General features: G+C 71.1%; 24 protein-coding genes and 1 tRNA gene. 13 read left to right on the top strand and 12 right to left on the bottom strand.

Features of this window, described 5'->3' with window-relative positions; genetic code table 11:
- Positions 1-218: 218 nt before the first annotated feature.
- Entirely contained in the window at positions 219-1,127 is a 909-nt protein-coding gene (locus tag ACQPW6_RS19450; RefSeq protein ID WP_433890914.1) for a DUF5324 family protein, read from the bottom strand.
- 215 nt (positions 1,128-1,342) lie between these two features.
- Here ACQPW6_RS19450 and ACQPW6_RS19455 point away from each other — a divergent pair, with 215 nt between their 5' ends.
- On the top strand, positions 1,343-1,876 hold the full coding sequence (locus ACQPW6_RS19455) for a peptidylprolyl isomerase (protein ID WP_433890915.1): 534 nt from the start codon (positions 1,343-1,345) through the stop codon (positions 1,874-1,876).
- 110 nt (positions 1,877-1,986) lie between these two features.
- Positions 1,987-2,886 carry a rhomboid family intramembrane serine protease gene (locus tag ACQPW6_RS19460; protein WP_433890916.1) on the top strand — a complete coding sequence of 300 codons (900 nt, stop codon included), beginning with the start codon at positions 1,987-1,989 and terminating at the stop codon, positions 2,884-2,886.
- Between the two features lie 285 nt (positions 2,887-3,171).
- Here ACQPW6_RS19460 and crgA read toward each other — a convergent pair whose 3' ends face one another.
- Complete coding sequence (gene crgA, locus ACQPW6_RS19465) at positions 3,172-3,429, bottom strand: cell division protein CrgA (RefSeq protein WP_433890917.1); 258 nt, start codon at positions 3,427-3,429, stop codon at positions 3,172-3,174.
- A 143-nt stretch (positions 3,430-3,572) separates the two neighbouring features.
- Between crgA and ACQPW6_RS19470 the strand changes: the two genes are divergently transcribed.
- The 5 genes from ACQPW6_RS19470 to ACQPW6_RS19490 all read left to right on the top strand — a co-directional run bounded on the left by ACQPW6_RS19470 (position 3,573) and on the right by ACQPW6_RS19490 (position 7,349).
- Positions 3,573-4,349 (top strand): DUF881 domain-containing protein, encoded by a 777-nt coding sequence (locus ACQPW6_RS19470; protein WP_433890918.1) that lies wholly within the window; start codon positions 3,573-3,575, stop codon positions 4,347-4,349.
- Between the two features lie 81 nt (positions 4,350-4,430).
- On the top strand, positions 4,431-4,607 hold the full coding sequence (locus tag ACQPW6_RS19475; protein WP_433890919.1) for a hypothetical protein: 177 nt from the start codon (positions 4,431-4,433) through the stop codon (positions 4,605-4,607).
- Entirely contained in the window at positions 4,604-5,290 is a 687-nt protein-coding gene (locus ACQPW6_RS19480; protein WP_433890920.1) for an aminodeoxychorismate/anthranilate synthase component II, read from the top strand. The genes ACQPW6_RS19475 and ACQPW6_RS19480 overlap by 4 nt, the downstream gene beginning before the upstream one ends.
- Positions 5,287-6,603 carry a class E sortase gene (locus tag ACQPW6_RS19485; protein WP_433890921.1) on the top strand — a complete coding sequence of 439 codons (1,317 nt, stop codon included), beginning with the start codon at positions 5,287-5,289 and terminating at the stop codon, positions 6,601-6,603. The genes ACQPW6_RS19480 and ACQPW6_RS19485 overlap by 4 nt, the downstream gene beginning before the upstream one ends.
- Positions 6,604-6,638: 35 nt before the next feature.
- Positions 6,639-7,349, top strand: a complete 711-nt coding sequence (locus tag ACQPW6_RS19490; protein ID WP_433890922.1) for a class E sortase — start codon at positions 6,639-6,641, stop codon at positions 7,347-7,349.
- A 70-nt stretch (positions 7,350-7,419) separates the two neighbouring features.
- On the opposite strand, the gene pknB is transcribed toward ACQPW6_RS19490, so the two are convergent.
- The 6 genes from pknB to ACQPW6_RS19520 form a co-directional block, all read right to left on the bottom strand.
- The gene (gene pknB, locus ACQPW6_RS19495; protein WP_433890923.1) at positions 7,420-9,417 is read right to left on the bottom strand and encodes a Stk1 family PASTA domain-containing Ser/Thr kinase; all 1,998 of its coding nucleotides are present in this window, start codon (positions 9,415-9,417) and stop codon (positions 7,420-7,422) included.
- 202 nt (positions 9,418-9,619) lie between these two features.
- Entirely contained in the window at positions 9,620-11,083 is a 1,464-nt protein-coding gene (locus ACQPW6_RS19500; RefSeq protein ID WP_433890924.1) for a peptidoglycan D,D-transpeptidase FtsI family protein, read from the bottom strand.
- The gene (locus tag ACQPW6_RS19505; protein WP_433890925.1) at positions 11,080-12,480 is read right to left on the bottom strand and encodes an FtsW/RodA/SpoVE family cell cycle protein; all 1,401 of its coding nucleotides are present in this window, start codon (positions 12,478-12,480) and stop codon (positions 11,080-11,082) included. The genes ACQPW6_RS19500 and ACQPW6_RS19505 overlap by 4 nt, the downstream gene beginning before the upstream one ends.
- 31 nt (positions 12,481-12,511) lie before the next feature.
- Entirely contained in the window at positions 12,512-14,179 is a 1,668-nt protein-coding gene (locus tag ACQPW6_RS19510; RefSeq protein WP_433894591.1) for a Stp1/IreP family PP2C-type Ser/Thr phosphatase, read from the bottom strand.
- Between the two features lie 57 nt (positions 14,180-14,236).
- On the bottom strand, positions 14,237-14,764 hold the full coding sequence (locus ACQPW6_RS19515; RefSeq protein WP_433890926.1) for an FHA domain-containing protein FhaB/FipA: 528 nt from the start codon (positions 14,762-14,764) through the stop codon (positions 14,237-14,239).
- A gap of 10 nt (positions 14,765-14,774) precedes the next feature.
- Positions 14,775-15,728 (bottom strand): FhaA domain-containing protein, encoded by a 954-nt coding sequence (locus tag ACQPW6_RS19520; protein ID WP_433890927.1) that lies wholly within the window; start codon positions 15,726-15,728, stop codon positions 14,775-14,777.
- A gap of 464 nt (positions 15,729-16,192) precedes the next feature.
- Here ACQPW6_RS19520 and ACQPW6_RS19525 point away from each other — a divergent pair.
- Positions 16,193-16,276, top strand: a tRNA-Leu gene (locus tag ACQPW6_RS19525).
- A 330-nt stretch (positions 16,277-16,606) separates the two neighbouring features.
- Positions 16,607-18,664 (top strand): alpha-L-fucosidase, encoded by a 2,058-nt coding sequence (locus tag ACQPW6_RS19530; RefSeq protein WP_433890928.1) that lies wholly within the window; start codon positions 16,607-16,609, stop codon positions 18,662-18,664.
- Positions 18,665-18,744: 80 nt separating this feature from the next.
- Here ACQPW6_RS19530 and ACQPW6_RS19535 read toward each other — a convergent pair whose 3' ends face one another.
- On the bottom strand, positions 18,745-19,323 hold the full coding sequence (locus ACQPW6_RS19535) for a hypothetical protein (RefSeq protein WP_433890929.1): 579 nt from the start codon (positions 19,321-19,323) through the stop codon (positions 18,745-18,747).
- Positions 19,324-19,600: 277 nt separating this feature from the next.
- Between ACQPW6_RS19535 and ACQPW6_RS19540 the strand changes: the two genes are divergently transcribed.
- Positions 19,601-20,176 (top strand): TerD family protein, encoded by a 576-nt coding sequence (locus ACQPW6_RS19540; protein WP_433890930.1) that lies wholly within the window; start codon positions 19,601-19,603, stop codon positions 20,174-20,176.
- A gap of 156 nt (positions 20,177-20,332) precedes the next feature.
- On the opposite strand, the gene ACQPW6_RS19545 is transcribed toward ACQPW6_RS19540, so the two are convergent.
- On the bottom strand, positions 20,333-20,983 hold the full coding sequence (locus ACQPW6_RS19545) for an FMN-dependent NADH-azoreductase (RefSeq protein ID WP_433890931.1): 651 nt from the start codon (positions 20,981-20,983) through the stop codon (positions 20,333-20,335).
- A 131-nt stretch (positions 20,984-21,114) separates the two neighbouring features.
- Here ACQPW6_RS19545 and ACQPW6_RS19550 point away from each other — a divergent pair, with 131 nt between their 5' ends.
- Positions 21,115-21,531, top strand: coding sequence for a winged helix-turn-helix transcriptional regulator (locus tag ACQPW6_RS19550; RefSeq protein WP_433890932.1), 417 nt, complete (start codon positions 21,115-21,117; stop codon positions 21,529-21,531).
- 22 nt (positions 21,532-21,553) lie between these two features.
- Here ACQPW6_RS19550 and ACQPW6_RS19555 read toward each other — a convergent pair whose 3' ends face one another.
- Together ACQPW6_RS19555 and ACQPW6_RS19560 are read right to left on the bottom strand one after the other, a co-directional pair.
- Entirely contained in the window at positions 21,554-22,063 is a 510-nt protein-coding gene (locus tag ACQPW6_RS19555) for a MarR family winged helix-turn-helix transcriptional regulator (RefSeq protein WP_433894592.1), read from the bottom strand.
- A gap of 152 nt (positions 22,064-22,215) precedes the next feature.
- On the bottom strand, positions 22,216-25,059 hold the full coding sequence (locus ACQPW6_RS19560; protein ID WP_433890933.1) for a SpoIIE family protein phosphatase: 2,844 nt from the start codon (positions 25,057-25,059) through the stop codon (positions 22,216-22,218).
- Between the two features lie 290 nt (positions 25,060-25,349).
- Between ACQPW6_RS19560 and ACQPW6_RS19565 the strand changes: the two genes are divergently transcribed.
- Both ACQPW6_RS19565 and ACQPW6_RS19570 read left to right on the top strand, forming a co-directional pair.
- Positions 25,350-26,180, top strand: coding sequence for a hypothetical protein (locus ACQPW6_RS19565; RefSeq protein WP_433890934.1), 831 nt, complete (start codon positions 25,350-25,352; stop codon positions 26,178-26,180).
- A gap of 76 nt (positions 26,181-26,256) precedes the next feature.
- On the top strand, positions 26,257-26,589 hold the full coding sequence (locus ACQPW6_RS19570; protein WP_433890935.1) for a rhodanese-like domain-containing protein: 333 nt from the start codon (positions 26,257-26,259) through the stop codon (positions 26,587-26,589).
- The last annotated feature ends 21 nt before the right edge of the window (positions 26,590-26,610 follow it).

Consider the following 26,610-nt stretch of genomic DNA (forward strand, 5'->3'; position numbering starts at 1 on the left):
GCACCGGAGGGCGGGAACCCCACTGCGGGGTTCCCGCCCTCCGGTGCGTTGCCGCGGTCACGGCGGCTCGGGCGTCAGGCGTCAGCGTCAGGCGGCACGCGCGGTCCGGAGAGGCCGGGCTCGGCAGGGGTCGTCCGGCCAGGGCCGGCCGGACGCGTCCTGCCGGGCCAGGACCGGCTGGTCCGGCCCGCAGGGCTACGGCATCCAGGCCCGGAGGGCTACGAGCGGCTGTCGCCCCGCCCGTGCTCGTGCCCGTCGATCTCGTCCAGACCGACCGCCGGCCCGTCCTCGTCGGCCTCGGCCTGCTTGGCCTCCACCTCCGGGTCGAGCCCGGCCGCGTCCGGCGAACCGTCCACCCGGTCCACCTGCGGCGCCGAGCCGTTCAGCGACGAGGTGGCACCGTCGTCCGCCAGGTCCGTGACGTCCGTGAGCTCGGCCGAGTCGACCACGACCGTCAGCGTGCCGCCGCCGGACTTGTCGGCCGACTCCGTCGGCTCGGTCGGCTCCACCAGCCAGTCGGGGTTGGCCTGCTTGGCCCACCACTGGTAGGCGGCGAAGGCGGCGCCCGCCGCCAGCCCCGCGACGACCAGCGTGGTGAACACCCGGCCGGTCCGCCGCCTGCGCGCCCTGCGGCGCACCAGCCGGTCGATGTCGGCGGCCGTCACCTGGCCGCGCAGCGCCTGGAGCGCCGCCGCCCCGCGCATCACGGCCTCGTCCTTGGCGGGCCCGGCGACCGAACGGGTCGCGGCCACCGCCGCGCCCACCCGGGGCGCGGTGTAGTCGGCGGCCGTCCTGGCCGTCTCCCTGGTCCGCTTGGCCGCGGTCTCCACGGCGCTCGCGGCCTTCGGCGGCACCGCGGCCCTGGCCTGGTCGCGCGCCTGTCCGGCCCGGTCCGCGAGCTTGTCGGTGGCCTGGCCGACCTTGTCGGTCACCTTGTCCGTGGCCTGGCCGACCCGGTCGGCGAGCTTGTCGTCGTACTGCTGCCGGGCCAGCGCGCCGGTCACTTGCGCGTACTGGACGGCGTTGTCCTTGGCGGTGTTCGCGTAAGGTGCCGCCACCTCCGCGGCGTGCCGGACGCTGTCCTTCGTCACGTCGGCCGCGTGTCGCACGCTGTCGATGCGGGTCACTGGAACCTCCTCTTCGGTGGCGTACGCTTTTCGCCTTTCCACCCGGTTTGAAATCATGCCTGGCCGCGCGGAGTACGGCATGTGCGGCAAGGCATACGGGTCAGAGCGAACCGATTGCCGTGGTCCGGGGCGGTGCCGCGGGAAGGACAGCGCCGGGGGTCTGCCGGCCGTGCGAGGATTTGTTGCCCGTCAGCGAACACTATGGAAGGTAGACCGTGGCCGAGCAGCTCTACGCCACCCTGAAGACCAACCACGGGGACATCGTGATCCGGCTGCTGCCGAACCACACTCCGAAGACCGTGCAGAACTTCGTCGGTCTCGCCGAGGGCACCAAGGAGTGGACCGACCCGAACACCGGCGAGCCCTCGCACGCCAGGCTCTACGACGGCACGGTGTTCCACCGGGTGATCTCCGGCTTCATGATCCAGGGCGGCGACCCGCTGGGGAACGGCACCGGCGGCCCGGGCTACGAGTTCGCCGACGAGTTCCACCCCGACCTCGCCTTCGACCGGCCGTATCTGCTGGCGATGGCCAACGCCGGTCCGGCCACCAACGGCTCGCAGTTCTTCATCACGGTCTCGCCGACGGTCTGGCTGACCCGCAAGCACACCATCTTCGGCGAGATCGTGGACGCGGCCAGCAAGAAGGTGGTGGACGGCATCATCTCCACCCCGACCAACCCGCGCACCGACCGTCCGCTGGAGGACGTGGTGATCGAGACGGTGGTAGTGGAGCGCCGCGACAGCTGATCCCGTACCCTTCGGGAACGTCACGCCCTGCCCGCACGTATGGAAGATGTGGGCGGGGCGTTCCGGCGCGGCAGGGGCGCCGTCGAGCCGTCGACAGGGGAGTGCACACCATGGAGGACCAGGCGGTCCGCTGCTACCGGCACCAGGACCGGGAAACCGGAGTGCGCTGCACCCGGTGCGAGCGGCCGATCTGCCCCGACTGCATGATCAGCGCCTCGGTGGGCTTCCAGTGCCCGGAGTGCGTACGCCAGGGGTCCGCGGGCCCCGGCAGCTCCGGCGGCAGGCCGGGCGGCGGCTCCGGCCGGGTGCCGCAGCCGCGTACGGTGGCCGGCGGTGTGGTGGCCCGCGACCCGTACCTGGTCACCAAGATCCTCATCGGGCTGAACATCGCGGTCTTCCTGCTGGAACTGGCCATCGGCAACCGGTTCGTCAACGACTACGACCTCTATGCAGGGTGCCTGCCCAACGGGTTCGGCGGACAGCAGTGCTTCGGCGCCGCGAACGGCGAGTGGTACCGGGTACTGACCGCGGCCTTCCTGCACGACCAGCACAATCCGCTGCACATCGGCTTCAACATGCTCTCGCTGTGGTGGATCGGCGCCCCGCTGGAACAGCTGCTCGGCCGGGCCCGGTATCTGGCGCTCTACTTCGTCTCGGCGCTGGCCGCCAGCGCCGCGGTGCTGCTGATCGCGCCCGGCACGCCCACCCTGGGCGCCTCCGGTGCGATCTTCGGCCTCTTCGGCGCCACCGCCGTCTTCATGCGGCGGATGCGCTACGACATGCGGCCGATCCTGATCCTGCTCGGCCTGAACATCCTGTTCAGTTTCACCTGGGCGAACGTGAGCTGGCAGGCGCACCTGGGCGGTCTGGCGGCCGGCTCGGTGGTCGCGGTGGCGATGGCCTACGCGCCGCGCGAGCGCCGCGACCTGGTGCAGTGGGGGACGGCCGCCGGTGTGCTGGTGCTGTCGCTCGTCCTGACCGCGGTCGCTGTGGCACAGGTCACGTCCTGAGGGCCGTGTCCACTGGCGTTGATCACACGTTATCCACAGCGGGTAGGTGAGACCTCGCCGCCTGTGCACAACCGGTCCCCGTACCGTCGCGGCTACCCCTCGGACCTGCGGTGATCAGCATCGGACAGCGAAAGACCGGTGGCCCGTGATCCGGCCACCGGTCGTACCGGCGTCAACCTCGTAGAGGTTATCCACAGATCTTCCGACCTTTTCCCCACTGTGGATAACCGTGTGGACAAACACCGTCGCGGGGGTCGGGTGTGGTAGTCGCACCGTGCGGCGGCGCTACTTCCACTGCGTGGAGACGACGAACCCACCGGCGATGAAGCCGAAGCCCACCACGATGTTCCAGTTGCCGAGTGCGTCCACCGGCATATCGCCCTGGGTCACATAGAAGAGGACGATCCAGGCCAGGCCGACGATGAAGAACGCGAGCATCACCGGCGCCACCCAGCCGTGGCCGCTACTGAGCTTTATCGCGGTGGCGGTCTTCTGCGGAGGCGGAGTGAAGTCGGCCTTCTTGCGGATCCGTGACTTCGGCACGAGGGGTTCTCCTGTCGATGCGCTGCGTACCGCGCGGGTGATATCGGGCAATCCGGGCGGATATGGGGGTTTGGCGAAGGCACTTCCGCCGCTGGGCGTCCGTTAGCGTAGTGCTTCATCGGGTTGTAAGGAGACAGGGTACGGTGACGGAATCCGGGGGCGCGCCCCCCACCCCCTCCTCCCGTCCTGTCCACCGCACCGTAGCGCTGCGAGTGCTCAGTGCGGGAGTCTTCGCGCTGGCCGGACTCATCTTCTGGATGAGTTTCGACACCGCCAAGGGCGTCGACATCCGCAGTGACGACCCGCTGCTGAAGCTCTCTGACACCGTTCGCACCAAAAACGCCCGCAATGAGCAGCTGGACAAGCAGCTCGCCGGGGTGCGGGCCGATGTGGACAAACTCACCCGGCACGGCAGCGGCGTCAGCGCCGCCGAGCGGGCCAGGCTCGACGCCCTCGACAAGGCGGCCGGCACCGCCCCGCTGACCGGCGCCGGCATCGAGGTCACGCTCAACGACGCCCCGCCGAACGCCACCGCGCTGGTGCCGGGCGTGCCCGATCCGCAGCCCAACGACCTGGTCATCCACCAGCAGGACCTGCAGGCCGTGGTCAACGCGCTGTGGCAGGGCGGCGCCCAGGGGATCCAGGTGATGGACCAGCGGCTGATCTCCACCAGCGCGGTGCGCTGCGTCGGCAACACCCTGATCCTGCAGGGCCGGGTCTACTCGCCGCCCTACCGGATCACCGCGGTCGGCGACCAGGGCAAGCTGCGCAAGGCCATCGACGACAGCCCGGCCATCCAGAACTACCTCCAGTACGTGAACGCCTACGGCCTCGGCTGGAAGGTCGCCGCCCCCCGCCGGGTCACGCTGCCCGCATACACCGGGGTGGTGGATCTGCGCTACGCACAGCCCGTTCCCTAACCGAAGCTTTGTCGAGTGGCCACCCGCCACCGGGCGATCTCCCTTTACTCTGTTCCGGGGAACCTCAAGGAAGGCAGCGAGATGTACGGCTGGGTCTGGCGGCATCTGCCGGGGAACGCATGGGTGCGGTCCGCACTCTGCGTCGCCATGGTGCTCGCTGTCGTCTACATCCTCTTCCAGTACGTGTTCCCGTGGGCGGAGCCGCTGCTGCCGTTCAACGATGTCACGGTGGACAACGGGATGGCCGCTATCCGATGAGCGCACGCATTCTCGTGGTCGACAACTACGACAGCTTCGTCTTCAACCTGGTCCAGTACCTGTACCAGCTCGGCGCCGAGTGCGAGGTGCTGCGCAACGACGAGGTGACGCCCGCGCACGCGCTGGGGGTCCCCCCGGCGAAGCCAGGGGGAGCCTTCGACGGCGTCCTGCTCTCGCCCGGGCCCGGCACGCCCGAACAGGCCGGGGTCTGCGTGGAGATGGTGCGGCACTGCGCCGCGACCGGGGTGCCGGTCTTCGGTGTCTGCCTCGGGCTCCAGTCGATGGCGGTCGCCTACGGCGGGGTGGTGGACCGGGCGCCCGAGCTGCTGCACGGCAAGACCTCGCCGGTCGAGCACGACGGCACCGGGGTGTTCGCCGGGCTGCCGTCGCCGTTCACCGCCACGCGCTACCACTCGCTGGCCGTCGAACGGGACAGCCTGCCGGCCGAGTTCCGGGTCACCGCCACCACCGGCAACGGGATCATCATGGGCCTGCGGCACCGGGACGCGGCCGTGGAGGGCGTGCAGTTCCATCCGGAGTCGGTGCTCACCGAGTGGGGGCACCTGATGCTCGCCAACTGGCTTGCCGAGTGCGGTGATCCGGCCGCGGTCGGCCGCTCGACGGGGCTGGCGCCGGTGGTCGGCCGCAGTCCGGCCGGGGCCGCGGGGAGGGCGGGGGCGTGACCACGCTCCGGCCGGAGCGTCCCGCCGACGGCCCGATGTCCTATGAGGACACCGGGCAGTTCAAAGCCGTCGTGGAACAACTGGCCGACCCGCTCAACGACCCCCTCCCCGACCGCCCGCCCGCGGTCCCCGACGCGCCCGAGGACTTCCCGGAGCCGGCGTACGAGGAGTTCGCGGAACCCGCCTACGAGGACGTCCCCGAGCCGCCCGCGCAGCCCGCCCCGGGCCCTGTTCCCGTGCCGGACCCGCCGGTCGCCCCGATACGAACGGCCAGGCACGCGGCCCCACCGGCCCCCGAATTCCCGCCGGCGCCCGAATTCCCCGCGGCCCCCGCGATGCCGGAGGTTCCCGAGGTCCCGGACGCGATCCCGGAGACCGCCGCGATCCAGGAGGCCGACGCCACCGCGCAGATGCCCGTCGTCGTCGAGGAACCCCCGCCGGGGCCCGACCTGGCCGGGGCGCCGGCCGACGGAGGGCGGGCCGCGCGGCGGAAGGCCGCACGGCAGGGCGGCGGTGGCGGTCACCGGGCCGGCGGCAGATCCGCGCCCGCCGCGGAGGCGCAGGGGGCGCAGGAGGGCCCCTCCGCGCCGCTGAGCCGGGTCGAGGCCCGGAAGGCCGCACGGGCGGCCAAGGAGAGCCCCGCGGTGGTCCTGAGCCGCGTGGTGGGCGAACTGTTCATCACACTGGGCGTGTTGATGCTGCTGTTCGTCACCTACCAGCTCTGGTGGACCAACGTCCGCGCCCATCAGCAGGCCAACGGCGCCGCCAACAACCTCCAGCACCAGTGGGACAGCGCCCCGCAGGACCCCAAGCGGGTACCCGGCACCTTCTCCCCCGGCCAGGGCTTCGCGATCATGTACATCCCCAAGCTGGACGTCAAGGCGCCGATCGCCCAGGGCGTGAGCACCACCAAGGTGCTCAACAAGGGCATGATCGGCCACTACGACGGCGCGCTGAACACCGCGATGCCCTGGGACAAGACGGGCAACTTCGCCGTCGCCGCGCACCGCAACACGCACGGCGAGCCGTTCCGCTACATCAACCACCTGGTCGCGGGCGACAAGGTGGTGGTCGAGACGGCGACCGCCTACTACACGTACCAGGTCACCAGCACGCTGCCGTCCACCCCGCCGTCCAACACCAGCGTGATCAAGCCGGTGCCGCCGGGCTCCGGCTTCACCAAGCCCGGCCGCTACATCACCCTCACCACCTGCACCCCGGAGTTCACCAGCACCAACCGGCTGATCGTGTGGGGCAAACTCATCGAGGAACGGCCGCGCAGCAAGGGCAAGCCCGACGCCCTGGTGGAGTGACCCGGCCCCGGACCAGCAGACCAGAACGGAACAGCGTGACGAGCAGCACGAGCCGCGGGCGGGGACCGGTCGCCGCCACCGTCAGCGTCATCGGCGAGATCCTGATCACCGCGGGCGTCGTCCTCGCCCTCTTCGTCGCCTACTCGTTGTGGTGGACCAACGTGATAGCCGACCGGCACGAGAAGAAGGCCGCCGACAAGGTCAGGCAGCAGTGGTCGCAGGGCCCGCAGGGTTCGCCGGCCGCCGCCCCCAAGGGCCTGGACACCAAGAGCGGGATCGGCTTCCTGCACGTACCGGCGATGGGCAGGAACTACGAGGTGCTGGTGAAGAAGGGCACCTCGACCGATGTGCTCAACGAGGGGGTGGCCGGCTACTACACCGACCCGCCCACCGCGATGCCGTGGGACAAGACCGGCAACTTCGCCGTCGCCGCGCACCGGGACGGCCACGGCGCCAAGTTCCACAACATCAACAAGATCCACGTCGGCGACCCGGTGGTCTTCGAGTCCAAGGACGCCTGGTACGTCTACAAGGTCTACAAGGTGCTCGACCAGACCTCGAAGTACAACGTCGCGGTCACCGACCAGGTGCCCAAGGAGTCCGGCAAGACCAAGCCGGGCCGCTACATCACCCTGACGACCTGCACCCCGGTCTTCACCTCCCGCTACCGCTACGTGGTGTGGGGCGAGCTGGTCAGGACCCAGAAGGTGGACCCGCAACGGACACCGCCACCGGAGCTGCGGTAACAGCTCGCGGTGGCGGCCCCGTATCCGGTCCTGCTGCGTTCTCCCGCGTCCCGTGTCTCCTGCCGCCGGGCTAGTGCCCGCCGGGGTTGCCCCCGCCGCCGAAGGTCACGAGCTGCACGGTCTGGTTCTGGGTCAGCGGGCTGCCCTGCCCCGGGTTGCTGCTGAACACGAAGGCGTTGTCGTCATCGGGCCCGTTGACCACCTGGACCTGGATGTTCAGGTTCAGCGCGGCCAGCTGCTGCTTGATGGCGCCCAGGGTCTGCCCCGCGGTCGGCGGCATCGTCGCCGCCGGCGGGGTGTCGCTGGTCGGCGGGGTGGTCGGCGCCGGTCCGGACGAGATCTGGAGCACGATCGCGGTGTCGAGCGAGATCGCCCCGTCGGACGGCGGCGGCGACTGGCTGATCACATCGCCCTTGTCCGTCTCCGGGGACGGCTGGTCCTGCGGTGCCTTGGTGATGTTGGTGAAGCCCTGGGCCTTGAGCGCCTTCACGGCATCGTCGTAGCTGTCGTGGGTGACGTTCGCCGGAACCGCGGTGGCCGGCTTCTTCGACACCGTCAGCGTGATGGGCTTGTCCTTGTCCAGCTTGGTACCGGCGTCCGGGTCCTGCTTGAGGACGATGTTCGGGTCCTGGGTGGTGGACACCTGGTAGGAGACCTTGACGTTCGTGAACCCCTTGCCGGTCAGCTGCTGCTGAGCCGTGTCCAGCGTGTCGTTCTTGACGTCCGGCACCTCGACCGGCGCCGAGCCCTTGGAGACCGTCACGTTCACGGTCTTGTCGTCGGGCACCGCTGCGTCGGGGAGCGGGTCCTGCTTGCAGATCTGGCCCTTGGGACCGCAGAAGGCGCCGTTGGGGTCGCTGACGAGGGTCAGGTCGACGTTGGTGGCCTTGGCCTTGGCGTCGGCGAGCGTGGAGCCGACGAAGTTCGGCACCTTGGCGTCGCTGCCCGGGTTGCCGTTGCTGAACAGGGCCTTGCCCAGGAAGATCGCACCCACCAGCACCAGCACGCCGGCGATCACCAGCAGCACGGTGGAGGTGTTGTTGCTCTTCTTCTGCCGCCGCCGGTCCGGGCGGTCGTCGTAGCCGTAGCCGCCGTCCTCCTCGCGCATCGGCGGCAGCATCGAGGTGTGCTGGTCGGACTGCTGCGGCATGGCGGTGGTGGCGCCGCCGTCGGCGTACTGCGGGTAGCCGTAGCCGGCCGCGCCCATCGCCGCGGTGGCGGCGACCGGCTGGCCGTCGAGCGCGGCCTCCACGTCGGCGCGCATCTCGTCGGCCGACTGGTAGCGGTAGTTCGGGTCCTTGGTCAGCGCCTTGAGCACGATGGCGTCCATCGCGGGGGTGACCTCGGGGTCGTACACCGACGGCGGCTGCGGGTCCTCCCTGACGTGCTGGTAGGCCACCGCGACCGGCGAGTCGCCGACGAACGGCGGCCGGACGGTCAGCAGCTCGTACAGCAGGCAGCCGGTGGAGTACAGGTCGGAGCGGGCGTCCACCTGCTCGCCCTTGGCCTGCTCGGGGGACAGGTACTGGGCGGTGCCGATCACGGCCGCGGTCTGCGTCATCGTCATCCCGGAGTCGCCCATCGCGCGGGCGATGCCGAAGTCCATGACCTTGACCTGTCCGGTCCTGGTCAGCATGACGTTGGCGGGCTTGATGTCGCGGTGCACGATGCCGGCCCGGTGGCTGTACTCCAGGGCCTGCAGGATGCCGACGGTCATCTCCATGGCGCGCTCGGGCAGCAGCTTGCGTCCGGAGTGCAGCAGCTCGCGGAGCGTGGAGCCGTCCACGTACTCCATCACGATGTACGGGATCGAGACCCCGTCCACGTAGTCCTCGCCGGTGTCGTACACGGCGACGATCGACGGGTGGTTGAGCGAGGCGGCCGACTGGGCCTCACGGCGGAACCGGGCCTGGAACGACGGGTCGCGGGCGAGGTCCACCCGCAGTGTCTTCACGGCGACCGTGCGTCCGAGACGGGTGTCATGGGCGAGGTAGACCTCGGCCATGCCGCCTCGGCCGAGCACCGAGCCCAGCTCGTACCGGCCGCCGAGGCGACGCGGCTCTTCCATAGCTCTGCCCTCTCCTCAAACCCGTCAATAGATGTGCGTTGCGCGAACTCCGTCAACCACTGCCCTGTGCTTGCTCGGGGCTACGCTACCGGGCGTTCCCACGGGGCCCGTGCCCCGGCCGTCCGCCGATACCCGACCGGTACCTGATCGTCCGGTATCCGTGCCGACCGGGCAGGTCACGCCCTGTGGTGGCCGTCGTGCCTCACTTGTCGAGCACGGCCTCCATCACCTTCTTGGCGATCGGCGCCGCCAGGCCGCCGCCACTGATGTCGTCCCGGCTGGCGTCGCTGTCCTCGACCACCACGGCGACCGCGACCGGCGAGCCCTGGTCGGTCATCGCGTACGAGACGAACCAGGCGTAGGGCTTCTGGCTGTTGGCCACGCCGTGCTGCGCGGTACCGGTCTTGCCGCCGACCCGGACACCGTCGATCTTGGCGTTGGTGCCGGTGCCCTTCTGGACCACGTTCTCCATCATCGCCTGGAGCTTCTGCGCGTTCTCCGGGGTCAGCGGCTGCGACATCTCGCTGGGGTCGGTCTGCGAGATGGTGCTCAGGTTCGGCGCCTCCAGCTTGTCCACCATGTACGGCTTCATCAGCTTGCCGTTGTTGGCGATGGCCGAGGCGACCATGGCCATCTGGAGGGGGGTGGCGGCGGTGTCGAACTGGCCGATCGAGGACTGGGCGACGTGGTCGTCGCTCATCTTGGTGTCGAAGTTGCTCGCGTCGGCCCGGACCGGGATGTCGATCTCCTTGTTGAAGCCGAACTTCTCCGCCTCGCTGACCATGTTCTTCAGGCCCACCTTCTCCGCGCCGATCTTGGCGAAGACGGTGTTGCAGGACACCTGGAGCGCCTGCATCATCGAGACGTCCTTGCACTTGATGTTGCCCTCGTTGACCAGGTTGAAGTTGGTGCCGGGCAGCTTGTACGGGTCAGGCGACTGCGTGGGGGCGTTCACATCGGTGATCGCGCCTGACTCCAGCGCCGCCGCCGCGGTGACCAGCTTGAACGTCGAGCCCGGCGGGTAGGTCTGGCGCAGCGCGCGGTTCTGCGACGGGTCGTCGGGGTCGTTCTTCTTGTCCAGCGCGATCCAGTTCTTCTCGTCGGTGGTGGAGTTCCCGGCGATGCTGGACGGGTCGTAGGACGGGGTGCTGGCCATCGCCAGGATCGCCCCGGTCCGCGGGTCGAGCGCGACGACCGCGCCCTTCTTGCTGCCGAGCCCCTTGTACGCGGCGGTCTGCGCCTTGGCGTTCAGCGTGGTCACCACGTTGCCGCCCTGCTTGTCCTTGCCGGTCAGCAGGTCGATGGTGCGGTTGAAGAACAGCCGGTCGTCGTTGCCGGTGAGGAACTTGTCCTCGACGCCCTCCAGGAACGTGGTGCCGTACGCCTGCGAGGCGTGCCCGGTCACCGGCGCCCACATCGGGCCGTCCACGTAGGTGCGCTTGTACTTGAAGTCGCTGCCGTCGGTCTCGGTGTGGCCGGTGATCGCCTTGCCGTCCACGATGATGTCGCCGCGCGGCTGGGCGTACTGGTTGATCGCCACCCGGCGGTTGTTCGGATCGTTGGACAGCTGGTCCGCCTGGACGAACTGCACGTAGTTCACGCGCACCAGCAGGGCGAGGACGAGCAGGCCGCAGAAGACCGCGACCCGTCGCAGGGGCTTGTTCACGAGCTGCGCACCACCTGGGTCGCTTCGGCGTCGGGGGAGGGGGCGGGGCTGGGAGCCGGCCGCCGCGCGGTGTCGCTGATCCTGAGCAGGATCGCGACCAGGGCCCAGTTGGCGATCACCGAGGAGCCGCCCTGGGCCAGGAACGGCATGGTCATACCGGTCAGCGGGATGAGCCCGGTCACACCGCCGGCCACCACGAAGACCTGGAGTGCGAACGCACCCGACAGGCCGATGGCCAGCAGCTTGCCGAACGGGTCGCGGGCCGCCAGCGCGGTCCGTATGCCGCGCTCGATCAGCAGCGCGTAGAGCAGCAGGACGGCCATCAGGCCGGCCAGCCCCAGCTCCTCGCCGACGGTGGCCAGGATGTAGTCGCTCTTGGGCGCGATGCCGCCGATCAGCCGGGAGTAGCCCTGGCCGAGCCCGGAGCCGAAGATGCCGCCGGAGCCGAACGCGTAACGGGACTGCGCGGTCTCGGTGACACCGCCGTTGGAGGCCAGCTTCAGCGGGTGCAGCCAGTCCTGGACCCGGACCTTCACATGGCTCTCGGAGGAGGCCACCGCGACCGCGCCGGCCCCGCTGAGCAGCAGGCCGAAGACGATCCAGCTGGTCCGCTCGGTGGCCACGTAGAGCATGATCACGAACAGCCCGAAGAACAGCAGCGAGGTGCCGAGGTCGGTCTCGAAGACCAGGATCAGCAGGCTCATCGCCCAGATCACCAGGATCGGGCCGAGGTCGCGGCCGCGCGGCAGGTACAGGCCCATCACCCGGCGGCTGGCCAGCGCCAGCGCGTCCCGCTTGACCATCAGGTACCCGGCGAAGAACACGGTGATGAAGATCTTCGCGAACTCCCCCGGCTGGAGGGAGCCGATGCCGGGCAGCGTGATCCAGATCCTGGCGCCGTAGACCGCCGGGAAGAACACCGGCAGCACCAGCAGCACCATGGCCACCATCATCGAGATGTACGTGTAGCGCTGCAGGATCCGGTGGTCCTTGAGGAACGCCAGCACCAGCACGAACAGCCCGAGGCCGAGCGCGGACCACACCAGCTGCTTGGGGGCCAGCGCGCCGCCGAGCCGTGCGGTGGTGATCGACGGCTCCATGTCGAGCCGCCAGATGAGCACCAGGCCGAGCCCGTTGAGCAGGATGGCGATCGGCAGCATCAGCGGGTCCGCGTACGGCGCGAACTTGCGCACCACCAGGTGGGCGACGCAGGCCAGCGCGCCCAGGCCCAGGCCGTAGCCGGCCAGGCCGGCCGGCAGCGAGTTGTTCTTGGCCAGGCCGACGTTGGCGAAGGCGAACACCGGGATGAGCACCGCGAAGACCAGCAGGGCCAGCTCGGTGTTGCGGCGGTTGGGAGCGCCGATCGAGGTGATGGTGGTGGTGTTGCTGGCGCTCATGAAGAGCCGATACCTCCTACTGGTCCCCGTGCTACTGCTGGCCCGTGCTGCCGCACTGCTGGGCCAGCTTCTTTTCCTCGGGCGTCAGGGAGGGCGTGGGCGAGGGGGCGGGCTTGGTGGTGGGAGGGGTGGTGGGCTTGGTGCCGGTGGGCGCCTTTCCGGCCGGGGTCAGGCTGGTGCCGGGGGCGCCGGAGGCCGGCGCGCCCGTGCCGCCCGAGGCGGGGGCGCCCGCCTTGCCGCCGGCGGCCGGGGTGCCGGCCGGGGCGGCCAGCCGGTCCGCGACGGCCCGGGCGGTGCCCGCTGCCGAGGTGGTGCCCCTGGCGGAGGTGCCCTGGGCGGTCGTGGTGGCGGCAGGAGAGACCTTCTTGCACACCAGCGCCTGCGCGGCCAGCTCGTCGGCCTTGTCGTCCGCCTGGCCGAGGCTGCTCAGCGCGATGGTGTCCTCGACCTGCTTGCGCTGGTACGAGGGCAGGTACTTGAGTTCGATGTCGGAGCGGTCCTTGTGCACCTTGGACAGCTTGATCCAGGCCAGCTTCTGGTCGATGCCCTGGTAGACGGCGACATGATCGCCCTTGGCGCCGACGTAGTACTGGGTCTGGGTCCAGGTGTACGCCCCGTAGAGCCCGCCGGCGATCACCGCGAGCACGATCACCGAGACCAGGGTGCGCTTGGGCCACTTGCGCCGGGTGTCCTTCTTGCCGAGGTCGCCCTCGCCGTAGCCGCCGAAGCTGCCGAGCGGGCCGCCGGAGACCGGGTCGCCGCTGCCGGGCGGCCCGAAGGAGCCCGCGGGCCCTGACTGCTGCGGCGGCGGGGTGCGGCCGAGTTCGGAGGCGCGGCCGGCCGGGGTCTGCAGGTGCCGGGCGTCGCTCAGCGGCAGCTGGGTGTCGGCGACCGCGCCGACCACCACAGGAGTGTCGTTGAGCTGCGCCGCCAGCGTGTCGCCGTCGTCGGTGTCGAGCACGTCGGCGACGATGCAGGTGATGTTGTCAGGACCGCCGCCGCGCAGCGCGAGCTGGATCAGCTCCTGCACGGTTTCGTGCGGTGCCTGGTACCCGGCGAGGGTGTCCTCCAGGGTCTGCTGGCTGACCACGCCGGACAGGCCGTCGGAGCAGATCAGATACCGGTCGCCGACCCGCACCTCACGGATCGACAGATCGGGTTCGACGTGTTCGCCGCTGCCGAGCGCCCGCATCAGCAGCGAGCGCTGCGGATGGGTGGTGGCCTCCTCCTCGGTGATCCGGCCCTCGTCGACCAGCCGCTGCACCCAGGTGTGGTCCTGGGTGATCTGGGTCAGTACGCCGTCCCGCAGCAGGTACGCCCGGGAGTCACCGACGTGGACGAGGCCGAGCCGCTGCCCGGTCCACAGCAGGGCGGTCAGCGTGGTGCCCATGCCCTCCAGCTGCGGGTCCTCGGAGACCATGTGCAGCAACTGGTCGTTGGCACGCTGCACGGCGGTGCCGAGCGAGGTCAGGATGTCGGAGCCGGGGATGTCGTCGTCGAGCGTGACGATGGTGGAGATCACCTCGGACGAGGCGACCTCTCCGGCGGCCTGGCCGCCCATGCCGTCGGCGATCGCGAGCAGACGGGGGCCGGCGTAGCCGGAGTCCTCGTTCCCCTCGCGGATCATGCCCTTGTGCGAACCGGCGGCGAAACGCAGGCTCAGAGACATGCGTACCTCCCCCGTCGGCTCCGGGTACATCCGCACGCTGCCCACCCTCTCGCTCGCGCGTCGTGGCTCCGCTCGCCCATTGTGCGACTACTTCCGCAGCTCGATGACGGTCTTGCCGATGCGGATCGGCGCACCCAGCGGGACCGGGGTCGGCGTGGTCAGCCGGTTCCGGTCCAGATAGGTGCCGTTAGTGGATCCCAGGTCCTCGACGATCCACTGGCCGTCGCGGTCCGGGTAGATCCTGGCATGCCTGCTGGACGCATAGTCGTCGTCGAGCACAATCGTCGAGTCATGTGCCCGGCCCAGGGTGATCGTCTGGCCCTGGAGAGCCACCGTCGTACCCGCGAGCGAGCCCTCGGCGACCACCAGTTTGGTGGGGGAGCCGCGGCGCTGCCGGCCGCTGCCCTGCTGCTGCCGCTGGGCGGCGGCCTGCGCGGCCGCCTGCTGCTGGCGCTGCTGCGGCGGGCGGGACCGGTCGTCCCCGCGGCGCGAGGAGCGCTGCGTCACCCGGGTTCCGAACAGGTCACTGCGGATGACCTGCACCGCGACGATCACGAACAGCCACAGCACGGCGAGAAAACCCAACCGCATGACCGTCAGGGTCAGCTCTGACATTGCCCCCGCTTCACCCTTCGGCTTGCCGGTAAACGATGGTGGTGCTCCCCACCACAATGCGGGAGCCGTCGCGGAGCGTAGCGCGGGTGGTGTGCTGTCCGTCCACCACAATGCCGTTTGTCGACCCGAGGTCCTGCACGACCGAGGGGGTTCCGACCCGGATCTCGCAGTGTTTGCGGGAGACACCGGGGTCGTCCACCCGGACGTCGGCCTCGGTGGAGCGGCCCAGGACCAGGGTCGCGCGGGAGATCTGGTGCCGGTTGCCGTTGATCTCGATCCAGCGGCGGGTCGAGGCGGCGGCGGAGCCGGCCGGAACGCCCGTGCCGGGCAGCCGGGTCACGGGTGCGTGGCCGCGCCCGGGCGGCGGCGCGGCGGGCATCGGGGGCGGGCCGCCCGGCCGCGGCGGGGGACCGCCGGGCAGCGCGGCCGCCGGACCCTGGCCGTGCCGGCCGCCGGGGCGGGGCAGCTGGCTCTTGGGGGCGGCGGCCCGGGGCTGCTCCTGCTGCGGGGCGGGCTGCCGGGGCTGCTGGTAGCCGGCCGGGGCGTGCGGGGCCGGTGCCTGCTGGGCCTGCGGGGCGTGCTGGGACTCGCTGGCCGCGAGGGTGCGGCTGCGGACCCGGTACAGGCCGGTGTCGAGGTCGTCGGCCCGCTCCAGGTGCACCTTGATGGCGCCCATGAACGTGTACCGCTGCTGCTTGGCGTAGTCGGCGACCATGCCGGCCAGCTCGTCCCCGAGCTGCACCGAGTACGGGCTGAGCCGCTCGTAGTCGGGGGCGCTCAGCTCGACGATGAAGTCGTTGGGCACCACCGTGCGGTCGCGGTTCCAGATCGTGGCGTTGTTGTCGCACTCGCGCTGCAGCGCGCCGGCGATCTCGACCGGCTGCACCTCGCTCTTGAACACCTTGGCGAAGGTGCCGTTCACAAGACCTTCAAGGCGCTGCTCAAAGCGCTTCAGAACTCCCATCGGGCACCTCCCTCCTCGGGCTTCGTCGGGACCTTCCCTGAGGTCACTTCCGATACTGCTTACTGATCGTATCCACGCGCGGGAAAAACAGCTGGTTCCCCGATCCCGCTGGCCGGGGCAGTGTCAACCCTCACATCGCTCCCATGGCACCGGTCGGCTCTCCGCACCCTCCGCGCCGGTGTGTCCGTCGCCGCCCCTGCCCACTGTGATGGTAAATGCGCCCGGTGCCGCCGGTCCCCGGTTCGCCGGCCGCCGTCTCCGCTCCTCTTCCCCGTCCAGTGTCCCGCACCCCTGACCGCCCCGGCGCCGCGTCCCCGTCACCGTCCCCCGGGCGTGCGCGGCGGCCCCAAACGGATGTGATTCCACCCCTGGCACCGTGCTAACCTTCTGCATGTCGGAAGGCACTCCCCCACCCCCTGACCACAAGTCAACGGGCTGAGTGAGAATCGGACGGCGACACCCATGCGCGGGTGGCGGAATAGGCAGACGCGCTGGATTCAGGTTCCAGTGCCCGAAAGGGCGTGGGGGTTCAACTCCCCCCTCGCGCACAGAGCGGTAACCCTGAGACGGGCCCCCGGAAGTGACGAAAGTCGCGGCCGGGGGCCCGTTTCGCATGTCGGGGCGGGGTGGTGGCGGCCTGGCGGCGGGTTGGTGGTGAGTTGGCGGGCGGGCTGCTCGTGGGTGCGGAGTGAGGGGCGGTCAGAGATCCGATCTATGGCTGGGGTGGTGGGTGGATCTCGGGGGCGCGGGGTCCGAATCTGCCGGGTTCTTGCCAGGGCCCTGGACATGGCTCTCGGCGGGCTCTATACATTCATCCGATGTCACGGATCCCCCCGCCGGTCCACCCCCCACATCGCTGGAGCCGCCCTGTGTCCTCCATGCCCGCACCCCTGCCCATCAGCCGCCGCTCCCTGATCAAGGCCGCCGCCGCGGCCGGCGGCGCTGTCGCCTTCGGGCTGCCGCAGATCCTCCGGGCCACGCCCGCCCAGGCGTACAGCGTCCCGGCCAAGATGGCCTGGTGGTACCAGGCCAGGTTCGGCATGTTCATCCACTTCGGGTCCTACTCCTACCTCGGCCACGGCGAGTGGGCCTTCACCAACGAGAGCTGGACGAAGGCGAACTACCAGTCCCAGGTGTCCGCCCGGTTCAACCCGGCCTCCTTCAACGCCGCCACCATCGCCGGGCTGGCCGCCGACGCCGGCATGAAGTACCTGGTGATCACCGCCAAGCACCACGAGGGCTTCGGCATGTGGGACTCCAATGTGGCCGGCTTCACCGACACCACCGGCGCCAAGACGTACGACCTGCACGACTACACCGCCTACCAGGGCGACCTGCTGGCGTCGCTGAAGACCGCGTGCGAGGCGCGGGGGATCAGGTTCGGCCTGTACTACTCGATCCTCGACTGGAACCACCCCTCCCAGACCGACCGCGGCGGCCTCACCCACATGTCCTCGCTGGCCGCCCGCACCAGCTACATCGCGGACATGAAGGGCCAGCTCCAGGAGCTGCTCGACCGCTACGACCCGGCGGTGCTGTGGTTCGACGGCGACTGGTTCGGCGAGCCGGCCAGCCCCACGCTGGACGACTGGTGGCTCAAGGCCGACGGCCAGGACCTCTACAACTGGCTGATCGCCCGCAAGCCGAACCTGGTCGTCAACGAGCGGGTCAAGCGCAACCTCGGCCTGGGTGACTTCATGTGCCCCGAGCAGACGGTGCCGGCCGCGCCGCTGGCCCGGCCGTGGGAGACCTGCGCCACCATGAACGGCGCCTGGGGCTACAACTCGGGCTCGGAGAACTCCTACCGGTCCGTCACCGACATCGTGCGCGAACTGGTCACCGTGGTCTCCCGGGACGGCAACTACCTGCTCAACATCGGCCCCAAGGGCGACGGCACCGTCACCCCCGGCTCGGTGACCGTCCTGCAGGGCCTCGCCTCCTGGATGTCCACCTACGGCGACAGCGTCCACGGCACCACCGCGAGCCCGTACGCCACCGACCCGTCCTGGGGCCGGGCCACCAAGAAGGACGGCACGCTGTTCGCCCACGTCTTCAGCTGGCCGGCCGGCGGAAAGCTGCAGATCCCGGCGCTCACCAACGCCGTCAGCCGGGTCTACCTGATGAACAACCCGTCGGCCTCGCTGCCGTTCACGATCAGCGGCGGCCAGATCAACGTCACCGTGCCGGCCGCGGCGCCGAACGCGTCCGACTCCGTGGTCTGCGTCGCGGTGAGCGGCACACCGGCCACCACGCTCAGCACGACGGCGTTCACGGACGTCGACTACGCCGGCGCGAGCGCGGCGCTGCCGCTCGGCACGTACACCGCCTCCCGGCTGTCGGCCGCGGGCGTCGGGCCGTCGGCGATCTCCTCGCTGCGGATCCCGCGCGGCTACCAGGTCACCGGCTACTCCGCGGACAACTTCGCGGGCACCGCCTGGACGTTCACCGCGGACGCCTCCGACCTGCGGCAGACGGGCAACAACGACGCGATCGTCTCGCTGAAGGTGACGTTCGACCCGTCCGGCTACTTCCAGCTGGTCAACGCCACTGACGGCCTCGCCCTCGACAGCGGCGGCAGCGTCGCCTCCGGCTCCAGCCTCAAGCAGTGGACGCCGGGGGACAGCACCAACCTCCAGTGGCAGGTGATCGACCTGGGCACCGGCTACTACCGGCTGGTGAACCGTACGAACGGCATGGTCGCCGACGGCTGGGGCTCGACGACCGCGGGCGACCCGGTCAGGGAGTCGGCCTGGAGCGGCGGCAACAACCAGCAGTGGCAGATCACCGACCGCGGCACGGCCCGCTACTCGATCGCGAACCGCGCCACCGGCCTGGTACTCGACGGCGGCGGCGCGGTGGCCTCGGGCTCGGTCTGCAAGCAGTGGACGTGGCAGGACAGCCCCAACTTGCTGTGGACGTTCCAGCCGGCGGGGTGACCGCGCGCTCGGGTCGGGAGCCGGTGACCGGTGACCGGTGACTGGCGACCGGGGCCGGGTCTCGGGTCTCGGGTCTCGGGTCAGGACCCGGTCACCGGGACCGGCGGGTTCGCGGCGGTCGCGCGGGCCTGGACCCGGGCGGGGTAGCGGGCCGTGAAGACCGCCGGCAGGACGAAGCCGGCGACCTGCACGGGAACGGAGACCGCGGCGCCGAGGCCGGCGGCGGCGACCGCGGTCAGGATGCCGGCCGTCACGGTGAAGGCCGCCGCCCAGGCCCTGGTGATCACGACGTTGACCCGCAGGAACACCGGGGTGTGCCAGATCTCCGGCGGGGTCTGCCGGCGGGCGATGCCCAGCGTGAACGGGCGGCGGACGGCGAGGGTGGCCCAGGCGGTGACCGCCAGCCAGCCGAGCGACAGCGCGCCGGTGTAGTGGTGCAGGCCGCTGTCGGTGCGGGCGAACGCGACGGCGGTCAGTACCGCGAAGTACAGCAGCGTGCTGTGCTCCAGGATCAGCGAGTCCGCGGCCTCGCCCGCCCTGCGGTACTTGACCACCAGCCGCAGCCCGAGCAGCAGGCCGGCCAGGGCGCCCCACTGCCAGCCGAACGGCGAGACGGCCGCGAAGGCGATCCACGGGATGAAGCCGCGCAGGTAGTTCATGGCGTTGCCCTCCGGCGTCCGACGGCGATCCGCGCCGCTCGACGGCGCCCGATCTCGTCATTCCAAGTTTGACATGGCAAACATAGAAGGTCGCTCAATGACCTGTCAACAGTGGAATGTCGGGTGAGGGCTCGGGGGTTGTCGGCGGGACGACAAGGAAATCCCGTCAGGGTGGCAGAGCGCCGGGAACCGGGGCAGGGTGGTGTCCGTTGGAGCCATTGGGCAAAGGAATCGTCAAGAGGCGCGGCCCGCGCCGAACTGAGCAGGGAGATCCACCATGGGTGTCAGCCTCTCCAAGGGCGGCAATGTCTCACTGACGAAGGAGGCCCCCGGCATGACGGCGGTCACCGTCGGCCTGGGCTGGGACGTCCGCACCACCACCGGATCGGACTTCGACCTCGACGCGAGCGCGCTGCTGCTCAACACCGAGGGCAAGGTCGTCTCCGACAAGCACTTCATCTTCTTCAACAACCTCAAGAGCCCTGACGGCTCCGTCGAGCACACCGGTGACAACCTCACCGGTGAGGGCGAGGGCGACGACGAGGCCATCAAGGTGAACCTGGCCACCGTGCCCGCCGAGATCGACAAGATCGTCTTCCCGGTCTCGATCTACGAGGGCGAGAGCCGGCAGCAGAGCTTCGGCCAGGTGCGCAACGCGTTCATCCGGGTGGTGAACCAGGCGGGCGGCGCCGAGATCGCCCGCTACGACCTGACCGAGGACGCCTCCACCGAGACCGCGATGGTCTTCGGCGAGCTGTACCGCAACGGCGCGGAGTGGAAGTTCCGGGCCGTCGGGCAGGGCTACGCGTCCGGGCTGCGCGGCATCGCGCAGGACTTCGGCGTCAATCTCTGACCGTTCATGACGGTGACCGTTCACGACGGTTGACGCGCGCGGGGCCCCTCGGTCGGTGAACCGAGGGGCCCCGTCTGCGCTTTGCCGGGTGCGCGGTGGACCGGGTGTGCGGGTGGACCGGGTGTGCGGGTGGCCCGGGCCTGCGCTTTACCGGTCTCAGGCGGCGGCGAGCTTGGCCGCCAGCGTCTTGGCCTTCGCCGCGGCATCCTCGTGCGCCTTGGCACGGGAGGCGTCGGCGGCGTCGATCAGCGGTGCCATCTGCGGGACGGTCCTGGCCAGCGTCAGCTCCGGGATGATGAAGTCCACGTCCAGGGCCAGCAGCTCGGTCAGCACCTTGCCCAGGTAGGTGGTGAGGAACTCGAACTCCTCACGCGGCGTACCGGGCCCGTAGCCGCCACCGCGGGCGGCGACCACGGTGGTCGGCTTGCCGGCCGTCGTCGAGGTGGGGCCGAGCGTCCGGCCGCCGATGATCACCTGGTCGAGCCACGCCTTCAGCGCGGACGGCACGGTGAAGTTGTACATCGGGGTGCCGATCACGATCGCGTCGGCCTGCTCGATCTCGTCGGCCAGCGCGTCGCGCAGCGCGACGGCCTCGGCCTGCGCCGGGGTGCGCTGCTCGGACGGGGTGTTGGAGCCGGTGAAGCCGTCGGCGGTCAGGTGCGGCAGCGGGTCCTTCGCGAGGTCGCGGTAGATCACGGTGCCCCCGGGGTGCTGGCTCTCCCACTCGCGCCGGAAGGTCGCGGTGACCTCGCGTGAGACGGACGACTCGTGGAAGGCCGAGGAGTCGATGTGCAGCAGGGTGGCCATGGATGCCTCATTCACAGATTCTCGGAAGACGTCTGACGAACCCGTAGTTCGTTCGTAGCTATTGATAACACAGATACTTACTTTTTTGCAGCACCTACGGTGCGTGAGTACGCGGGGAGTACGCTGTGAGCATGGGTCAGGGGCCGCAGGCGCGGGAGCACGTGGAGTGTTCGGCCGTCGACGTGGGGCTGACCAGGGTCTTCGAGCTGTTCGGCAAGCGCTGGACGGGGCTGATCGTGGCGGTGCTCACCCAGCGCGCGGCCTACTTCGCCGAGGTGCGGCGGGCGATCCCCAAGATCAGCGAGCGGATGCTCTCCGACCGGCTCTCGGAGCTGGCCGACGCGGGCCTGGTGGTGCGCGAGGTGGATCCGGGGCCGCCGCTGCGGGTCAGCTACGGGCTGACGGAGGCGGGCAAGGCCATCCGGCCGGCCCTCCAGGAGCTGACCCGGTGGGCCGAGGAGTATCTGCCCGAGACGGGGCCGTGCGTGGAGCAGCCCTGTACGGAGGTCGACGCGGAGGCGCTGGCCGCTCGGGCCGCCGAGAACTAGCCGGCGTGCGGGCCGCGGAGAACTAGTCCGTGGGCGCGTCGAGGTCCGGGTCCGGCGCGAGGTCCGGGTCGGGCGCTGCCGGGTACGGGTCAGCCGTCGAGTCCGGGTCCGGGTCGGGCGCCGGGTACGGGGCGGCGTCCTGGTTGTAGCGCACCAGGTACTCCGCGAAGCGCGAGAGGTCGTCCGCGTCCCAGCCGGCCAGCCGCTCCTGGAACGCCTCCCGGCGCCTGATCTGGGCCGCCGCCAGGATCTCGACGCCGCGCGGCGCGAGGTGCAGCACCTGCACCCGGTGGTCGGCGGCGTCCACCCGCCGCTCGATGTAGCCGAGCCGCTCCAGCGCGGCCACCTGCCGGCTCACCGTGGACTTGTCCAGCAGGTAGTGCGCGGCCAGGTCGGTCGCCCGGCAGTCCTGCTGGACCTCCAGGTGCGCCAGGATCGTGTACGACACCAGGGAGAGGTCCGGGTGCATCCGCGCGGCGGTGGCGCGGGCCCGGCGGGCGAATCCGGTCAGCTCGCGCTGGATCGTCTCCAGCGCCGACTGCCGCGCGGGCTCCGGTGCCTCCGGCGCTTCCGGCGCGCTTTCCGGCTTCCGTGCCGGCGACTGCTGTGACGACTCCTGTACCGGCATCGCGCCGCTCCTCCCCCGATAGGTTGCAGATTGCAACTATATCAGCTGTCGCTGTCTCAGGCGGGCAGCGGGAGCTCGAACCAGACGACCTTGCCGACCGCCTTCCGGCTGGTCCCCCAGCGCCGTGACAGATGCGAGACCAGCGCGAGACCGCGCCCCTCCACATCATCGGCGTCCGCGGGCTGCAACTGGGGCAGATTGTGATTGTCGTCGGTGACTTCGACGAGCAGCTTGCCGACCCGCATCAGCCGTACCTCGACCTCGTGCGAGGCGGCGCTGATCGCGTTGGTCACCAGCTCGCTGATCAGCAACTGGGCGGTGTCGCTGAGCCGTTCGAGTCCCCAGACGGCCAGCTGGCGGCGGGTCAGCTCCCGGGCGGTGGCCACCTCGCGGTAGTCCAGCGGCAGCGTCCACTGCACCACGTCCTGCGGGGCGATGCCCTCGAAGCGCGCGACGAGCAGCGCCACGTCGTCCGCCCGGTCCTCGGTGTGCACCCGGTCCAGGATCTGCGCGCAGACGTCCTCGGGGGTCTGCTGCGGTTCGATGACGTTGGCGCAGAGCGCGGCGAGCCCGACGTCTATCCCCTGCCCGCGCACCTCCACCAGGCCGTCGGTGCACAGCACCAGCCAGCTGCCGTCGGGCGCCGGGATCTCCACCGTCTCGAACGGCACGCCGCCGACGCCGATCGGCGCCCCGCCGGGGATCTGCAGCAGCTCGCCGCGCCCGTCGGAGCCGGCGAGCACGGGTGGGATGTGGCCGGCGTTGGCGAGGGTGAGGGTGCGGTTGATCGGGTCGTAGACCGCGTAGACGCAGGTGGCGAGGTGTTCGGTGCCCAGCCGGTGGGCCAGGTTGTCCAGGTGCCGCAGCAGCTGGGCCGGCGGCAGGTCGAGGGCGGCCATGGTGATCACGGACGTACGGAACTGGCCCATCACCGCCGCCGCCTGCAACCCGTGCCCCATCACGTCGCCGACGATCAGCGCGACCCGGCCGCCGGGCAGCTGGATCGCGTCGAACCAGTCGCCGCCGACCTGCGCCTGCCGGTCGCCGGGCATGTAGTGGTGCGCGATCCGGACGCCGGGGATCTTCGGCGGCTTGGTCGGCATCATCGAACGCTGCAAGGTGGCGGCGGCGCGCGATTCCAGCCGGTGCAGCCGGGCGTTGTCGATGTGCACCGCGCCGCGGGCGACGATCTCGGCCGCGCTCGCCGCGTCCCGCGCGTCGAACGGGCGGCGGCCCGGCGAGCGCAGGAAGCAGACCCGGCCGAGCACGGTGCCGCGCGCGGTCAGCGGCGCGATGATCATCGAGTGGCCGGGCAGCAGCGGGCCGAGCGCGGGCACCCCGAGGTCGGCGGCGATGTCCGGGGCGAGGGTGGCGTCCACCATGGGGATCAGTACGGGCTCGCCGAGCCGCGGCACGACGCCGTTCGCGACCAGCGTGAGCAGCTCGCCCTCCGGCAGCACCGGCTCCCAGACGCCCGGCGGGCCCTGGTAGGCGGTGGCCACCCGGCGGACCATCACGCTGGCCGGCGGGCGGTCGTCCTTGGGCGGCTCGGTGTCGGAGAAGAGCTGGTCCACGACGAGGACGGCCGCGAAGTCCGCGAAGCGCGGCACCGTCACCGAGCACAGCTCGCGGGCGGTGGTGTGCAGGTCGAGGGTCGAGCCGACGACGAAGCCGGTCTCGCGCAGCAGCGCCACCTGCTCGTCCAGCGCGTTGCCGGGCAGCCGGGCGGCGGAGGGGTGCTCGGCACGGGCCTGGCTCGCGTGCGGGCCGCCGCCGTTCTGCGGGTGGCCGGGGCCGAGCCCGGTGAGGACCGGGAAGGGGACGGCGGTGAGCGCGGACGCGCTCGAACGGTCCTCCCCGGCGGTTGCCGGTGGCGCGTCCTGGCCGGTGCCGTCGGGGTGGACGGTGCCGGGCGGGCTTCCGGGGTCCGCCGGTACCGGACGCGGGCCCGGCAGGATCTCGCGCCGGACGCTGCTGGGCGCGGGCTCGGTCCCGGACGCCGCCGCCACCCGGGCGTAGTCGTGCGGCACGACGGGCAGCCGGGCGCTGCCCTCGACCTCCAGCGCGGGCCGGCCGAGCGCCGCGATCTGCCGGGCGATCCGGTCCAGCCGGCCGGGGCTCGCTCCGGGCAGCGCGCTGCCCAGCCGGGCGGCCAGGGCGTGCGCCTGCGCCGGATCGGCGGCCGGGGCCAGCACGGCGGCCAGCGCGATGTCCTGCCGCTGCGGCCCCTCGGCGGTGTACGGCAGCATCCGGCCGCCGACTGCGATCCGCAGCCCGCCGGTGCGCAGCGGCTTGGCGTGCGCCGCGATGGCCAGCAGGGTGCTGCCGGCCGGCTCCTCGATCCGGTAGGTCCACCACAGGACGTCCCGCAGGGTGCCGTCCCGGTCGGTGGCCGCCAGGGTGCCGGACCAGGCGGTCTGGGTGAGCTCGTCCAGCAGGTCGAGGGTGTCGTGCTGCGGGACGGCGCCGGACGCCCGGGCCGCGGGAGCCGCGGCGGGGCGGGCCCCGGTGAGCAGCCCGGAGGCGCGGTGGCCGAAGACGTGTTCCCAGCGGTGGCCGAAGAGCTCCTCCGCGCCGCGGTTCCAGTACGAGATCCGGCCGTCGGGATCGACGCAGAGCACGGCGAGGCGCAGCAGGGCGGCCACCCCGGCGTCGGCCGGGGCGTCGTCGCCGGCCTTCACCGCCGCGGTTAACGGGCGGTCGTGGCCGGCCGGGCCGTCGCCCTGCGCGGCCCGGTCGTGGACGTCCCTGATGACCGCCTTGACCTGCCGGACGGCCTCGGGACTGCGGTGCTCGTACTCGTCGCGCTGCTCGTGTGACCGGGCCGGGGGCCCGGGCTGGTGATCTGCGTCGTGGTGGTCTGCGTCGGTGTCCTCGGGATACCGGGTGATCTCGTCCAACGTCGTGCACCTGCGGTTCGGCGCTGAGTGATGTCCTGCACCAAGGCAAGCACGAAACGGCGGGCAGGGCGACCGAATGGCCGGAATACCCCCTCCGTGGGGTAGTTGGGAGGCGTGGGGCTGACGCGGGGGCGGGCCGGGGCGCTGTCGCCGGGGCGGCGGGGCGGACGGCGGCCGGACCGTATGTGGCCGGGGGCGTGGTTCCACGTGGAACATCTCGGGCGCGCGGTTGCGTCCTTCCCCCGGGCTGATCACCGGCACCGGGCCGGCGCAGGGCCTAGGCTGTCCGGGTGACGAACACCTTCGGAACCGGCTCCCCGACCGCCTCCTCCGCCGCCTCGGCCGCGCCGGAGGCCGGCTCGCACGAGCGGCTGGCGAAGGCGGTCCGGGCGGCCGAGCAGGCACTGATCGAGCTCGAGATCGCCGTGGAGACCTTCCGGGTCGAGGTGGAGAACTTCTCCCGGCTGCACCACCAGCGGCTCGGCCCGATGTACGCCCGGCTCGACGAGCTGGACGCCCTCATCGCGGAGGCCGTCGCCGCGCACAGCGGTGAGCGCGCCGACATCGAGCGGGCCTGGGAGGCCCGGGCGCTGGTGATGCCGATGCCGGGGGTGGAGGAGCTGTTCGGCGGGCTGCTCGGCAGCGACGGCGTGCGGCCGGTCGAGGACCCCAACCCGCCGCGCCGGGTCCGGCCCGGCAAGGAGGCCCAGCGGCTCTACCGGGAGCTCGCCCGCAAGGCGCACCCCGACCTGGCCCAGGACGAGGCCGAGAAGGAGCGCCGCAGCGCCTTCATCGCCCGGGTGAACGAGGCCTACGCCTACGCCGACGAGGACGCCCTGCGCGCCCTGGCCGAGGAGTGGGCGGCCGGGCCGCCGCCGGAGGAGGCGCTGCCGGACGAGGCCGAGGTGCTCTACGCCCGGCTGGAGTGGCTGGCCGAGCGCAAGGAGAAGCTGTCGGTGATCGCGGCCGAGCTGGACCAGAGCGCCATCGGCCAGATGATGCGGCTCGCCCCCGACGACCCGGACGCGCTGCTCAACGAGATCGCCGAGCAGCTGCTCACCCAGGTCGGCGTGCGCGAGGCCAAGCTCGCCGAACTGGTCAAGGACGCCTCCGCCGGCTGAGGTAGTTTTTCCAGACTGCTGTGAACGGTTCGCGATTCGGGCGGACCGTGCTCCCCGTGCTCAGGAGGCGCGTCCGATGTTCAACTCCCAACTGCCCGCGGTGGATGCCGCCGCCGTGCCCGCCGACTCGTTCGTGCTGGACGTCCGGGAGAACGACGAGTGGGCCGCCGGGCACGCCGAGGGCGCGCTGCACATCCCGATGGGCGAGGTCGTCGGCCGGATCGGCGAGATCCCCGAGGGCGGCAGGATCCATGTGGTCTGCCGGGTCGGCGGGCGCTCCGCCCAGGTCACCCAGTACCTGGTCGGCCAGGGCCTGGACGCGGTCAACGTCAGCGGCGGCATGCTCGACTGGGAGGCCGCCGGCCGCCCGGTGGTCGACGACAGCGGCGCCGACGGCTACGTCGCCTAGCCCCTCCTCGCGCAGCCCCCG

Origin of the sequence: Streptomyces sp. CA-111067 (assembly GCF_050956065.1) — a bacterium.
GTDB lineage: Bacteria > Actinomycetota > Actinomycetes > Streptomycetales > Streptomycetaceae > Actinacidiphila.